Here is a 12,787-nt window from a genome sequence, read left to right as displayed (position 1 = left end):
CAAGAGCCATGTATCCTATTTGTTCTTATGGAACAAGAGGGGAACGAAATTTAGGAAACGCAGGTCAGGCGACCCGGCGCGGACCTTCCGCCGGGACCGGCACGACCGCAACCTTGGCAGCGGCGAGGGAAGCCCCCTCCTCGGCCGTTAGCAGCGCCGGACCGCGCAAATCCGGCCGCTTGCCGGGCGCGATACAGCGCGTTGCGGCGCTGAGCTTCTCGACCGGCACCTCCGGAGCTTCCGGTGCGGATGCGGCCTGGACGCGGATGCTGAGGTCTGCCGACCAGAGCCGCCGGACAATTGCGCCGGCCACGGCCAGCGCTGAGGGACGCTGCGCATTCACGTTCATACCGTTGGTGAATAGCGAGACGATCAGCCGGTCGCGGATTTCCTCGGAATGAAAATCGAACAGAATGCCGATCCGGCGCGCCGAATAGCGCACCTCGCCGCGCAATATGCCGACATCCGGCAGCACGATCTGCACCCTTTCACCCACCGCGAAGCCGCTCGGTGCATCGAGATGCAGGCCGATGCCGGAGATGGAGATATCCCCCCTTGAGGCGCTGAGCATCTGCCCGTTGTCGCCGATCAGCGTCACCGTCTGGCGCAGGTCGAAGCGCTCCTCGCCGCGCACACGCGGCTTCTCCAGGCACATCATCGCCACCAGCAGCAGCATCACCATGTTGAACGCCAGCCAGAAGGCCACGACCGGCAGCAGGCCATCCTGCGTGACAATGCGATAATCGGGCAGCATGTTGATGGCGAGGCTGGCCAGACTCGCCGCCATGAGGGTGAGCGAGGCGAACAGCACATAATCGCCCGGCCCGCGCTTGCCGCCCTTGGAGCCGGAGCCCTTGGGTGTCACCTTGAAGGTCAGTCCCTTGGGCGCGATCAGCGTCTTGAGCGCGGCAGGCAGGATGCGGAACGTCTGGAAGACCGACAGAATCTGCGCTGCGAGCGGATAGTATCGGCCCGGCGCCAGCATACTGATGCCACCCAGCAGCGCGACGATCATCGGCAGAAGGAAGAAGATGATGCCCGGCAGATCGACTCCGACCATCGGCGCCAGATTGAACAGCGCGAACAGAATCGGCGCGAGGATCGTGAAGACCGATTGCAGGCCCTGCGTCACCCAGGCGGAGGGGAGAAACAGCAGCCGATAGCGCAGCTTCAGCGCGCCGCCCAACGGACCGTGGTTGAGATAGAGAATCTGGATCGCGCCCTGCGCCCAGCGCTGGCGCTGCACGAAGAAGGCGGCGGTGCTCTCCGGCGCGAGGCCGTAGGCCAGCGGCTCGTTGAGATAGCGCGTGATGTACCCTTTGCGTAGGCTGGCGAGGGTCAGGAGCATATCCTCGGTGATCGAGCCCTCGGGTAGGCCTCCGCCGATCTCGTCGAAGATCGCCCGGCGCGTCACCGAGTTGGAGCCGCAGCAGAAGGAGGCGTCCCAGCCATCGCGGCCCGGCATGATCGCCTCGAAGAAGAAGCGCTGATCGTCCGGCATCGTCTGTTGCAGGCCAAGATTGGTCTGCATGGGATCGTGATTGTAGAAGCTGTGGGGAATCTGGACGATTCCGATCTTCTCATTCTCGAAAAAGCCCATGGTGCGGATGAGGAAATCGCGCTGGGGCACGAAGTCGGCATCGAACACGGCGACGAACGGCGCATTCGTCTGGGTGAGGCCATGGTTGATATTGCCGGCCTTGGCGCCTTTGTTATCCGGCCGGGTGATGTATCCCGCGCCCTTGGCGAGGCACATGTCCTGCACCCAGGGTCGGCGCCCGTCATCGAGTACCCAGACGCGCGCCTCGGGCCAATCCATTGCGAGACAGCCGAGAATCGTCTTCTCCAGCACCTCGCGCGGCTCATTATAAGTCGCGATGAAGACATCAACGGGCGGGAGGAGATCGGCATTCTCCGCCCATAAAGCCCGCAGCCGGGCCTCGCCCGCATCGGCTTCGGCCGAGCGGTCGGTCGGGCGCGAGAGAATCGCCAGAAGAATGCCGGCATCGAACAGCGCCAGCACTTCCACGATCAGGCAGGAGACCGGCCACCAAAGCTCGCTGAAGCTGCCGCCCCAGGGAATCGTGTTGAAAATCCGCCAATGCAGATAATTGACGATGGCGGCCGCAATCGTCGCCACGATGCCAACGCGCGACGGCCATAGCCCGCCAAATATGACGAAGGCGCCCAGCACCAGCGCCAGCGAGGCCCAGGGCGCCGTGAAAGCGACGTCGGTCATACGCCCTAGAGACTGCGGCTGAACCGCACCTCGGCCAGACGCCCGACATCGCATTTGCGGGCGGCATCGGCCTTGGCCGGCACCTGCTCGGGCAGCGCAACATCGACGATGATCTCGCGCGCTTCCGGCAGGGAATAGGTCGATGCGGCGAGCAGGCCTTCCTGCCGGCGACCGGCAGCACCGGTGATCGCGATGACCCGGCCCTTCATCCACTCGCTCGCGCCGATCATGCGGATGTTGGCAGGTGAGCCGGCGTGGATCACCTCGGCCTTGCGCTCGGGCAAGGCCACCTGCACGAAGCGACGGCGGCAATCGACCAGATCGACCACCGGTTCACCCGCACGAATGGAGGTGCCGGAACTGGCGGTGGTCGCCCAGACCAGCGTGCCCGCCGGCGCGACATAATTGGCGCGGGCCTGCGCATCCTTCAACCGGAGCTGCGTCTGGGTATATTCGGCATTGGCGTCGGTGAGCATCTTCTCGATGGTCTGGCGCTGGAGCACCACCCTGTCTGCCTGCTGCACGGCATAGGGCGCGTCGTTATAGCTGTCGCCCAGAAACACCCCGGCGCGCGCGGCGTTGCGGGCAATGCCGATGGACTGGATCTTGGCCCCAAGGCCGCTGCACTCGCTGTCCTTAGCGGCAAGCAAGGCGCTGGCCTTCTCCACGCCGGAGGCAGACATGAAGCCCTGCTCGGAGAGCTGGCGCGCTCGGGCTAGGCTTGCGCGAAGCTCCGTCCGCTCGGCCTGGCAACCGGACAAGGCAGCGCCAGCGGCAGATTGATCCTCGGAGAGGCGCGCCGTCGTGGCGTTGGAGAACACCGTGGCACGGCGCCCCAGCCGGACCTCCTGCGCGGTCAGCTCCCCGAGCTGGCGCTTGGCGAGATCGATCTGCGCGAGGGCAATTTCGGCCCGGGCCTTGAGTTCCGCGACCTCGCCGGTGTCCTGCGAGAGATCGAGCAGATGCACGGGCGTCGGCTTCATGAAATACTGGCCATCGGCGGGCAGCGCCGCCACTGTTCCGTCCGCCGCCGCGGTCAGGCGGATGATCGGCGCGTTCACCGCCGCCTGCGTCGACACATCGTTGAACACATAAGGCGCAAAGCCAATGGCGCCCGTACTCAGCAAGGCTACCGCCAGCGCAATGCGCGTGCTGCGCGCCCGCAGGATCGTTTCAACGCGACTCATGAATACCACCACCCCTGAAAGATACCGGGCGTCTGCCCGGCGCCCACGGAGCGGGACTAGCAGTGGCGTGGTTACGATATCGTTAGCCGAAGGACGGCTGGGCCGTGTTATGCGCGGGCGGTCGCATCATCCTGCGGATCGCCCTGGCGGGCGCTCGCCAGCACATCGCGCGCGGCCTCGGCAAGTTGGGAGACCGAGAAAGGTTTGGGCAGGAAGGCCACATTCTCGATGTCGATGGACTTGCGAAGCTGCTCCTCGGCATAGCCCGACATGAACAGCACCGGGATGTCAGGATGGCTCTCCCGGACATGGCGGACCATCGTCGGACCGTCCATCCCCGGCATCACCACGTCGGAAATCAGCAGATCGATCCGCTCGGCTTCGGCAAGCCGCGCCAGACCCTGCTCGCCATCGGACGCGGTGACGACCGTGTAACCCTGCCGGGCCAGCGCACGCTCGGCGACGTTGCGCACCATGTCCTCATCCTCGACCAGCAGGATGGTGCCGGTGCCCCATGTCTCGCTGACCGCCGCCTTGCGCGGGGCCACGGGGGAAGACATACCTTCCGAGGCGACCGCGTGCACCGGCAGATAGATGTTGAACGTTGTGCCCTGCCCCACGGTCGAATCGGAGAAGATGAACCCGTTGGACTGCTTGACGATGCCGTAGACGGTCGAGAGCCCGAGCCCGGTGCCCTTGCCGACCGACTTCGTGGTGAAGAAGGGCTCGAAAATCTTGCCCAGCACCTCCGGCGGGATGCCGGTGCCGGTGTCCGAGATGCTGAGGCCCGTATAGTCGCCGATGGGCATGATCTCGTTCTTCATCTCGCGCACATCGGCGGCGGAGACCGGGAAGGTGCGGACGGTCACCGTGCCGCCTTCGGGCATCGCATCGCGCGCGTTCACCACCAGATTGACGATCACCTGCTCGAGCTGGCCGGGGTCGGCACGAACATGGCCGAGATTGCGGCCGTGGAAGACCTCCAGCCGGATATTCTCGCCGAGCAGCCGCTTGAGCAGGCTGGAGACCTCGGACACGACATCGGGCAATTGCAGCACCTGCGGACGCAAGGTCTGCTGGCGCGAGAAGGCGAGAAGCTGCCGCGTGAGCGAGGCTGCGCGGTTGGAGTTGGCCTTGACCTGCTGGATGTCGTCATAGTCGCTATCGCCGGGCGTGTGGCGCATCAGCATCAGATCGCAATGGCCGATGATCGCGGTCAGAATATTGTTGAAGTCGTGCGCCACGCCGCCGGCAAGCTGCCCGACCGCCTGCATCTTGGTCTGCTGGGCGACCTGACGCTTGAGGCGCGATTCCTCGCTATTGTCCTTGAGGCTCAGCAGCACGGCGGCCTCGCCCAGCCCCCTCACCCCTGCAAGGCTCAGGGACACCGGCTCGTCCGGCGCACCGAGCAGGCCGACTTGCATGTCGCCGGACATTTGCGGGCCATTGGCAAAGCGGCGGATAGTGTCGGCCACGGCGGCGCGATCCTCCACCACGACGATATCGCCCGGATAGCTCGGCTTCTCACCCGGCGGGATGCCGGCAGCGCGACCAAAGGCCTTGTTGAAGAACAGCAGCCGCCCTTCCCGGTCGGCCATGCCAAGGCCGAAGGGCAGCAGCGAGAGCAGGGCTTCGACATAAGCGAGGCTGGAAATGCCCTCCACCGCCGACACGCTCTCATCCACCATGACCAGCACGATCTGGCCGGAGGGGTCATCCGGGCGCAGCGGCACCTGGATCATGCGGATGGGCACCGCCTGCTTTTCTTCCTGCGCGAAGAAGATGCGGCCCTCGGCGTCCACGCGCATATAGCCGGCGAAGTCGCGACCCTCGATGATGCTGTCCGCGCGACCGGTCGCGCGCAGGATGAAGGCGGGATTGGCCGCACGGATGCGCCCTTCCCCACCGATCATCACGCACATCACGCCGGAATCGGACAGGCGCTCGCCCGCCTCGCCCGCCATGATGCGGCCGAAATCATCGACAATGCTGGCCTGCTGGACACTCTCGAACCGCCAGAGCAGATAGTCATCCGCCCGCCCGGTGCGCGTGACCTGCAGATCGAGATGGAGGCTGCCGCGCAAGATGCCACGCACGGTGATTTCGCCCTCGCGCCAGGCCGCCTGCCCGGCCTGTGCCACGCGGTTCAGATCGCTCGGGGAAATGTCGATCTCGGCCGGCGCGGGATAGCCGCCGAACCAGTCGCCATAATGATCATTGGCGCACACCATGCGGCCCGTCCGGTCGGTCAGGGCGATGGCGCAACCGGCTGCATTTGCCGCCGCGCGAATCAGCGTCCAGTCCGGATCTGCAGGCAGAGCCGGCACGACCGGCGCGAGGCTGCGCTGCGTCACCCAGAGTAGCGCGGACACCGCGAGCACGGACGCCCCGAACACGGCGCCCACGGCTGGATCGCCGAACAGCCATAACAGCGGCGCGCCCGCCAGCAGCGCGACCAGAGCGACGAGCAGCAGCATGGGGAAGCGCGATTGATTTGCCGTCAGATTGAGCAAATCGCCATTGCGCGCATTCGCTCCCCCATCGCTCACGAAATCTGCCCTCCCAACGGCAAAATCCCGGCGCCTCCGGTCTCAGCGCTTTCCGAGCGCCCCGCCTGACGCCCGCGCCATTTCCGCCCGATGCGGCTCTTCCACAGCCAGGAGGAAACAAAATAGCCGATAGCGGCCGAGACGACCGACACGACGAACAGGCCGAACAGCAGCACCGGTGCCGTCGAGGACAAAAGCCACGCCGTCCATTCCGCCAACCCGGCCTCGTGATGAATGAGCGCCATCACCTGGCTGACATCGCCGGAGCGCCCTAACATGGTCGCGCCGACATAATAGGATGCGGCGAGGATGAAGGGCGTCGTCGCGGGATTGGACAGGAAGGTCATCGCAGCGGCCAGCGGCACATTCGCGCGGAACGGCAGCGCCAGCAGCGCCGCGCCGGCAATCTGCAGCCCGGGGATCAGCAGGAAGATGCCGACGAGCAAGCCCAGCGCCACGCCGCGCGGCACGGACCTGCGGGTGAAGCGCCACAGCTCGGGGGCCAGCACGCGGTGCGCCACCGGCTTGACGAACCGGTTTTCCGCCAGGCTCTCCCGGCTGGGCATGGATGCGCGAAAGGCCTTGATCAGCCGGCGCTTGGGCATCAGCCCCGCTCCCGCATGATGCGGCCCTGCTCGCGCTTCCAGTCGCGCTCCTTGGCGGTCTCCCGCTTGTCGCGGACGTTCTTGCCCTTGGCCAGCGCCAGCTCGACCTTGGCCTTGCCGCGCTCGTTGAAATAGACGCTCAACGGCACCAGCGTCATGCCCTGCCGGGCGACGGCGCCGTGCAGCTTGGCGATCTCCCGCTCGCGCAGCAGCAGCTTGCGGGGGCGCTTGGGCTCATGATTGAAGCGGTTGCCGTGGCTGAACTCGGGGATATTGCTGTTGATCAGCCAGATCTCGTCGTCCTTCACCTCGGCATAGCTCTCGGTGATCGAGCCATCGCCAAAGCGCAGCGATTTGACCTCGGTCCCGCGCAGCATGATGCCCGCTTCGTAAACGTCCTCAATCGCGTAATCGAAACGGGCGCGCCGGTTCTCGGCCACGGTCTTGACCTTGTTGAATGTCGCAGGGCGCGGGCGAGCCATCGGAATCTTTCTGTAATGAGCGCCAGATTTAGGCGATGTGACCGGCCTAAACCAGCCCCGCGATCTCAAGAGCGCGGTCTACCGTCGCACGCGAGGCACCTGATGGCCATGTTATCGGCAGCCGCAGCTCGCACGGCATCTCCGGTCGTACCCGCGAGAGCGCATATTTGATCGGGCCCGGTGAAGAATCGGTGAAGAGCGCATCGTGAAGCGGATAGAGCCGGTCCTGCAACGCCAGCGCATCCTTCCAGCGATCCTCAAGGCAGGCATTCTGGAAATCGGCGCACAGACGCGGCGCGACATTGGCCGTGACCGAGATGCAGCCCCGGCCACCCATAGCGTTGAACGCCAGCGCCGTCTCGTCATTGCCGGAAAGCTGGCACCAGTCCGCTCCGCAGGCGAGGCGCTGGGCGGTCACCCGTCCGATATTCCCGGTCGCATCCTTAAGGCCCACGATGCTCGGAAATTCCTCGACCAGCCGGTGCAGCACCGGCACGCCGATATCCACGATGGAGCGGCCCGGAATATTGTAGAGCACGATGGGCAGATCGCAGCGCGAGGCCAGATAGGCGAAATGCTGGTACAACCCCTCCTGGCTCGGCTTGTTGTAATAGGGCGCGACGACCAGCGCGGCATCGGCACCGGCGGCCTGCGCGGCGAACATATGTTCCAGCGCGATCCGGGTATCGTTGGAGCCAGCGCCGGCAATCACCGGCACCCGCCCGGCGGCCTGCTCGACGCAGATCCGCACGACGCGATTATGCTCCTCGATGGTCATCGTGGCGCTCTCACCGGTCGTTCCGCACGGCACGAGGGCGCTCGATCCCTCCTCGATTTGCCAGTCCACAAAGCTGCGGAAAGCGTCCTCATCCAGCCGATCATTGCGAAACGGGGTGATCAGCGCCGGAATCGAGCCGGAAAACATATGAAAAAACTCCTTCAAAGCGCGCGCTCGGACAGGCATAGTGGGGCAAATGCACGCGCCCGTTCACCGTTCGATCATCGAGGCTCTGCCATAATGCTTCCCATGGGAAAAGACCTTCGCTTATCTGCTGTCGTTCTTGTTGCGGCCATGGCCTCGGCAGCGACGACCGCTTCGTCCTCGCAAAGCACGCCGACCGTCACCTGGCAGGCCGTTCAGGAGCGCCTCGCCGCTGGCGCCAATGACGAAGCGCGCACCCGCGATGCGATTGAAAACTGGCGCCGCATTGCCTCCAGCGACAGCCACGATTTCTCGGTCTACGCCAACTTCCTGCTCGCCAATCCCGGCTGGCCCGAGGAATCCAAGCTGCGCTCCTATGCCGAGCGGCGGGTGGATGCGGACATCAACGAGCCGTCGGTCATTCTCGCCTTCTTCGCGAAATATCCGGCACGTTCCGCTCAGGCCAAGGCCATTCATGCGCTGACACTGGCGCGGATGGGCAAGCAGAGCGAGGCGCAGAAAATGGCGCGGGACGCCTGGGCTTCCGGCGCCATGGACGCCAAATGGGAGGACCGGCTGCGGATGCAGTTCGCATCCGCCCTCACGCCGGAAGATCATTTGCGGCGCGCGGATTCAGCTTTGTGGCAACGCCGCCCGGAGATCGCCGAACGGCTGCTCGCCTCGGTGCCGGTGACCCGCCAGGCGGTTGTCGCCGCGCGGATCGCCTTCCAGCGCAAATCGCCCAATGCTGCGGCCCTCATGGGTCCGGCCGATCCGGTCGGGATGCTGGACGCCGGCTATCTGGCCGACAAGGCGCGCTGGCTGACCGACAATGGCGACCTTGCTGCGGCGCGCAGCCTGCTCGGCAACCGCACGGCGCTGATGCAACGCCCGACCGACCCGGAAAAATGGTATGAGGTGCTGCTGGCGCAGGCCCGCGCGGCGAACAATGACAATCAGTTCAGCACCGCCTTTGCTATCGCTTCCAAGGTCGACGATGCCTTCCCCCGCGGGACGGACATCAGTGCGCAGTCGCTGGGCGTACGCGATGATTATACCAGCCTCACATGGCTGGCGGGCATGATCGCGCTCAACAAGCTGAACCGCCCCGCCGACGCCGAAGCGATGTTCGATCGCTATGCCAATGGCGCCAAATCGGGCCAGACCAGCTCCAAGGGCCACTATTGGGCCGGACGCGCTGCGTTGGCCGCTGGTCGTCAGGCGCAGGCAACTGCGCATTTCGAGAAGGCCGGCAGCTATCCCGATCAATATTATGGCCAGCTCGCGCTCGAGCGTCTCAAACGCCGCGTTAATCCCGATGCGCTCGCCAGTGCCGTGCGCCCCAGCGCCAGTGAGCGCGCCGCATTCATGGCGCGACCGGTCGTGCGCGCTGCCAGCCTGCTCGGGCGCAACGGGCAGACCCGCGACCAGTCGCTATTCATCCGCGCCATTGCCGACAATGCGCAGACGGATACGGAGTTGGCCCTCGCCGGCGAACTGGCGCAAGTCCTCGGCCGCCCGGATCTGGGCGTCATGGCCGCACGCAGCGCCGGCCGCAATGGTCTGAGTGCCGCGCCGGACTACAGCTTCCCCCGCATGAATGTGCCGCTGAGCGACCGCTCCAATTGGACGATGATCCACGCGATCACCCGGCAGGAAAGCCAGTTCGACCGGGCCATCGTGTCCCACGCCAATGCGCATGGACTGATGCAGCTGCTGCCCTCCACCGCGCGCGAAGTCGCGGGCAAGATCGGCATGAGCTTCAACCAGAGCTCGCTCTACGACCCGAACTATAACGTGCAGCTTGGCAGTGCCTACTTCCAGCAGCTGCTGCGCTACTACAACGGCAGCTACCCGCTCGCCATCGCCGCCTATAATGGCGGCATGGGCCGAGTGAACCGCTGGCTGCAATCCAACGGCGACCCGCGCCTGCCCGGCGTGGACATGGTCCAGTGGATCGAGGACATTCCCATTTTCGAGACGCGCAACTATGTGCAGCGCGTGCTGGAGAATGCGGTGATCTATGACATGCTGAGCCCCGTGCAGAGCACCGCCGACCTGGCGCCGCTCAGCCGGTTCCTGGGCAAGTCCCTGCCCGGCTGAGGACCGCCCGCTCCCGCCTAATCCGACCTTTCGACCCAGAACAGAATAGAGATCATGACTGAAAGAGAGACGAGTACCGCGCCCGCATCGACGCCCATCGCCGGGCCTGCCGACGCCGCCGAGACCGACGAGAGGCGCGGGACCAAGGCCTTCTGGGCCGGCGTCGGCATCGGATCAGCAGCGCTCGCCGCAGCCCTGATGTACGCCAGCAAGCGGCCGAAACGCCGGGGCAAATGAGCGCGCTTCCTCGGCCGAACTACATCACGCCGGGCGGTTTTGCCGCGCTGCGCGCCGAATATGACCAGCTTCTCGGGGAAGAACGGCCCAAGATCGTGGAGATCGTCAGCTGGGCCGCCGGCAATGGCGATCGCAGCGAGAATGGCGACTATCTCTATGGCCGCAAGCGGATGCGGGAGATCGACCGCCGCCTGAAATGGCTGGCGCAGCGGATGAAGCTCGCCAAGATCGTGGAACCTGCGCAGCAGCCGGATAAGAGCCGCATCTTCTTCGGCGCGACGGTCACGCTCGCCGATGAGGAGGACAATCAGCGCAGTGTTACCATCGTCGGCAATGACGAGGCGGATGCCGGCGCCGCTCGGATCGGCTGGGATACGCCGCTGGCACGCGCCCTGAGAGGAGCTGCCGTGGGCGACCTGCGCCGCGTCGACCTGCCGGGCGGCAGCAAGGAATGGGAAATCCTTGCCATCAGCTATCCGAAATGATCGCGCGGACGGCCTTGCTGGGGATTGGGCTGCTGGCCGGCACGGCGTCGGGGGCATGGGCTGCAGATTGCCCGACGGGGCTCTTCATGGCCGATGCCGGGCCGGATGCAGCATCGGCACTGGAAATCGGCCCGGATGGTCGCTTCCGCTACATGTTCACCGCCGGCGCGGTCGATGAGTCGGCAGCGGGGCGTTGGGAATGCGGGAATGACGGCACCCTGCGCCTCACGACCGAGCCGACTCCCAAGCCGGCAGCCTTCGCGCTCGCCGATGTAGCCAGCAACGGGAACGAGCCGTTCACCCTGCTGGTCACCTGGCCCAATGGAGCGGGCGTACCCGCTGTCGATTTTGAGCTCACCCTCGATGATGGCGACACCATCGCCGACTATACCCAGAGCGACGGCTGGACCCGCGATCTGGGCGAGCGCCGTCCGCGCTCGATTCAAGTCTCCGAAGTGTTTTTCGGGACAAAATCCGAGGTGATCCCGCTGCCCGCGCAGGAGCATCTTCGCGTCCACATCATCCTCACCCCCAATGACATGGGCGTTGCCGCTTTTCGCGATACGCTGGTGACTCGCGAGGACGACAAGCTGGTTCTCCCCTGGCGCGACGGCACGATGCGCTACGCCCCTGCCGCGCCGGACTGAGCGCCTCGCCATGATGGACATCCGCCCCGCCTCGGCTGCCGACTGGCCGGGCATCTGGACCGTTTTCGAGCCGGTCATCCGCGAGGGCGCGACCTTTCCCCTCGCCCGCGATCTGGATGAAGCGGGTGCCCTCACCTACTGGACCGCGCCGGACAAGCAGGTGTTCGTCGCGACATCCGACACCGGCATCGTCGGCAGCTACACCTTGCGCGCAAATTCGACCGGCCCGGCCGCCCATGTCGCCAATGCCGGATATATCGTCCGGGCCGACCAGCGTGGGAAAGGCATTGCGCAGGCGCTGTGCCGCCACTCACTGCAGACGGCCCGCGCGCAGGGGTTTCGCGCGATGCAGTTTAACCTGGTGATTTCCACGAACATCCGCGCCGTGCGCCTATGGCAGCATATGGGATTTAGCGTGGTCGGGGCGCTTCCCGGCGCGTTCCACCATCCGGTTCACGGTTATGTCGATGCGCTCGTGATGTACCGCAGCCTCATGGATCAGGCCTGAGCCGCTCACTCCTCCGGCTGATAGCCGAACGCCTCATGCGCCAGTTTCACGACGGCGGGATCGACGTCCGGCATCTCCATCGAGACATGCTTTTCCAGCCGGTCGGCGATGCACGTGAGCGCCGCGATCCGCGCAGCCTTGCGATCATTGCCATCGATCACGTGCCAGGGCGCCTGCTTGGTGTCGGTCTTGGCGAACATGTCCTTGATGGCATCGAGATAATCCGCCCGCTTGTCGCGATTGCGATAATCCTCCGTGCCCGTCTTCCAGCGCTTGAAGGGATCGTCCAGCCGCTGTGCAAGCTGCTTGTCCTGCTCCTTCTGCGTGATGTGGACGAACAGCTTCACGATTGCGGTGCCGCTGTCGATCTGCTGGGCCTCGAACGCATTGATCTCGTCATAGCCGCGCTTCCACTCGGCTTTTGTGCAGAAGCCCTCCACCCGCTCGACCAGCACGCGCCCGTACCAGCTCCGGTCGAAGATCGCGATGTGCTTGTCCGCGGGCAGCTTGGTCCAGAAGCGCCATAGGAAATGGCGCCCAAGTTCGTCCGGCGTCGGCGCCCCGATGGGCCAGACGTGGAAATAGCGCGGATCGAGCAGCGACGTCATTCGCTTGATGATGCCGCCCTTGCCGGCGGCGTCCCACCCTTCCAGCATCACCACGCTGCGGCGCTTGTGGATGATGTGGGCGACCTGGATCTTCTCCAGCCGCTTCTGGAGCTTGAGCAGCGCCTTGTCGAAGTCGCCGTCGAAATCGGCGCCCTTCTCATAATCGGAGAGCTTGATGGTCATGGCCGCACCCTATCGTGCGGCCAGCCATTGTC

At 65.2% G+C, this 12,787-nt stretch carries 12 protein-coding genes; 5 read left to right on the top strand and 7 right to left on the bottom strand.

Annotation, left to right across the window (positions count from 1 at the left end; translation table 11 throughout):
• Positions 1 to 64: 64 nt before the first annotated feature.
• From M2342_RS08230 to dapA, 6 genes are all read right to left on the bottom strand, one after another.
• Complete coding sequence (locus M2342_RS08230) at positions 65 to 2,239, bottom strand: glycosyltransferase (protein ID WP_264578723.1); 2,175 nt, start codon at positions 2,237 to 2,239, stop codon at positions 65 to 67.
• A 5-nt stretch (positions 2,240 to 2,244) separates the two neighbouring features.
• A complete protein-coding gene (locus tag M2342_RS08225; RefSeq protein ID WP_181559444.1) occupies positions 2,245 to 3,426 on the bottom strand; it encodes an HlyD family efflux transporter periplasmic adaptor subunit in 1,182 nt (393 codons plus the stop codon).
• A gap of 107 nt (positions 3,427 to 3,533) precedes the next feature.
• Positions 3,534 to 5,903 carry a response regulator gene (locus M2342_RS08220; RefSeq protein ID WP_264580017.1) on the bottom strand — a complete coding sequence of 790 codons (2,370 nt, stop codon included), beginning with the start codon at positions 5,901 to 5,903 and terminating at the stop codon, positions 3,534 to 3,536.
• A gap of 68 nt (positions 5,904 to 5,971) precedes the next feature.
• Positions 5,972 to 6,580 carry a DUF2062 domain-containing protein gene (locus tag M2342_RS08215; RefSeq protein WP_264578722.1) on the bottom strand — a complete coding sequence of 203 codons (609 nt, stop codon included), beginning with the start codon at positions 6,578 to 6,580 and terminating at the stop codon, positions 5,972 to 5,974.
• Positions 6,580 to 7,062 (bottom strand): SsrA-binding protein SmpB, encoded by a 483-nt coding sequence (gene smpB, locus M2342_RS08210; RefSeq protein WP_264570111.1) that lies wholly within the window; start codon positions 7,060 to 7,062, stop codon positions 6,580 to 6,582. The genes M2342_RS08215 and smpB overlap by 1 nt, the downstream gene beginning before the upstream one ends.
• A gap of 46 nt (positions 7,063 to 7,108) precedes the next feature.
• Positions 7,109 to 7,987, bottom strand: a complete 879-nt coding sequence (gene dapA, locus M2342_RS08205) for a 4-hydroxy-tetrahydrodipicolinate synthase (RefSeq protein WP_181559441.1) — start codon at positions 7,985 to 7,987, stop codon at positions 7,109 to 7,111.
• 102 nt (positions 7,988 to 8,089) lie between these two features.
• Between dapA and M2342_RS08200 the strand changes: the two genes are divergently transcribed.
• From M2342_RS08200 to M2342_RS08180, 5 genes are read left to right on the top strand one after another with little or no spacing between them, the layout of a single operon-like run.
• The gene (locus tag M2342_RS08200) at positions 8,090 to 10,087 is read left to right on the top strand and encodes a lytic transglycosylase domain-containing protein (RefSeq protein ID WP_264578721.1); all 1,998 of its coding nucleotides are present in this window, start codon (positions 8,090 to 8,092) and stop codon (positions 10,085 to 10,087) included.
• Positions 10,088 to 10,141: 54 nt separating this feature from the next.
• Positions 10,142 to 10,324 (top strand): hypothetical protein, encoded by a 183-nt coding sequence (locus tag M2342_RS08195; RefSeq protein ID WP_264578720.1) that lies wholly within the window; start codon positions 10,142 to 10,144, stop codon positions 10,322 to 10,324.
• The gene (gene greB, locus M2342_RS08190) at positions 10,321 to 10,809 is read left to right on the top strand and encodes a transcription elongation factor GreB (RefSeq protein ID WP_264578719.1); all 489 of its coding nucleotides are present in this window, start codon (positions 10,321 to 10,323) and stop codon (positions 10,807 to 10,809) included. Before M2342_RS08195 ends, greB begins: the two co-directional genes overlap by 4 nt.
• On the top strand, positions 10,806 to 11,456 hold the full coding sequence (locus M2342_RS08185) for a hypothetical protein (protein WP_264578718.1): 651 nt from the start codon (positions 10,806 to 10,808) through the stop codon (positions 11,454 to 11,456). The genes greB and M2342_RS08185 overlap by 4 nt, the downstream gene beginning before the upstream one ends.
• A 10-nt stretch (positions 11,457 to 11,466) precedes the next feature.
• On the top strand, positions 11,467 to 11,964 hold the full coding sequence (locus M2342_RS08180) for an N-acetyltransferase (protein ID WP_319801087.1): 498 nt from the start codon (positions 11,467 to 11,469) through the stop codon (positions 11,962 to 11,964).
• A gap of 5 nt (positions 11,965 to 11,969) precedes the next feature.
• Here M2342_RS08180 and M2342_RS08175 read toward each other — a convergent pair whose 3' ends face one another.
• The gene (locus M2342_RS08175) at positions 11,970 to 12,755 is read right to left on the bottom strand and encodes a polyphosphate kinase 2 family protein (RefSeq protein ID WP_264578717.1); all 786 of its coding nucleotides are present in this window, start codon (positions 12,753 to 12,755) and stop codon (positions 11,970 to 11,972) included.
• Positions 12,756 to 12,787: the final 32 nt, after the last annotated feature.

The organism is Sphingobium sp. B8D3A (assembly GCF_025961995.1).
Classification (GTDB): domain Bacteria; phylum Pseudomonadota; class Alphaproteobacteria; order Sphingomonadales; family Sphingomonadaceae; genus Sphingobium.
Note: the sequence above shows the minus strand (reverse complement) of the source record. Positions and strands in the feature narration are given on the sequence as shown.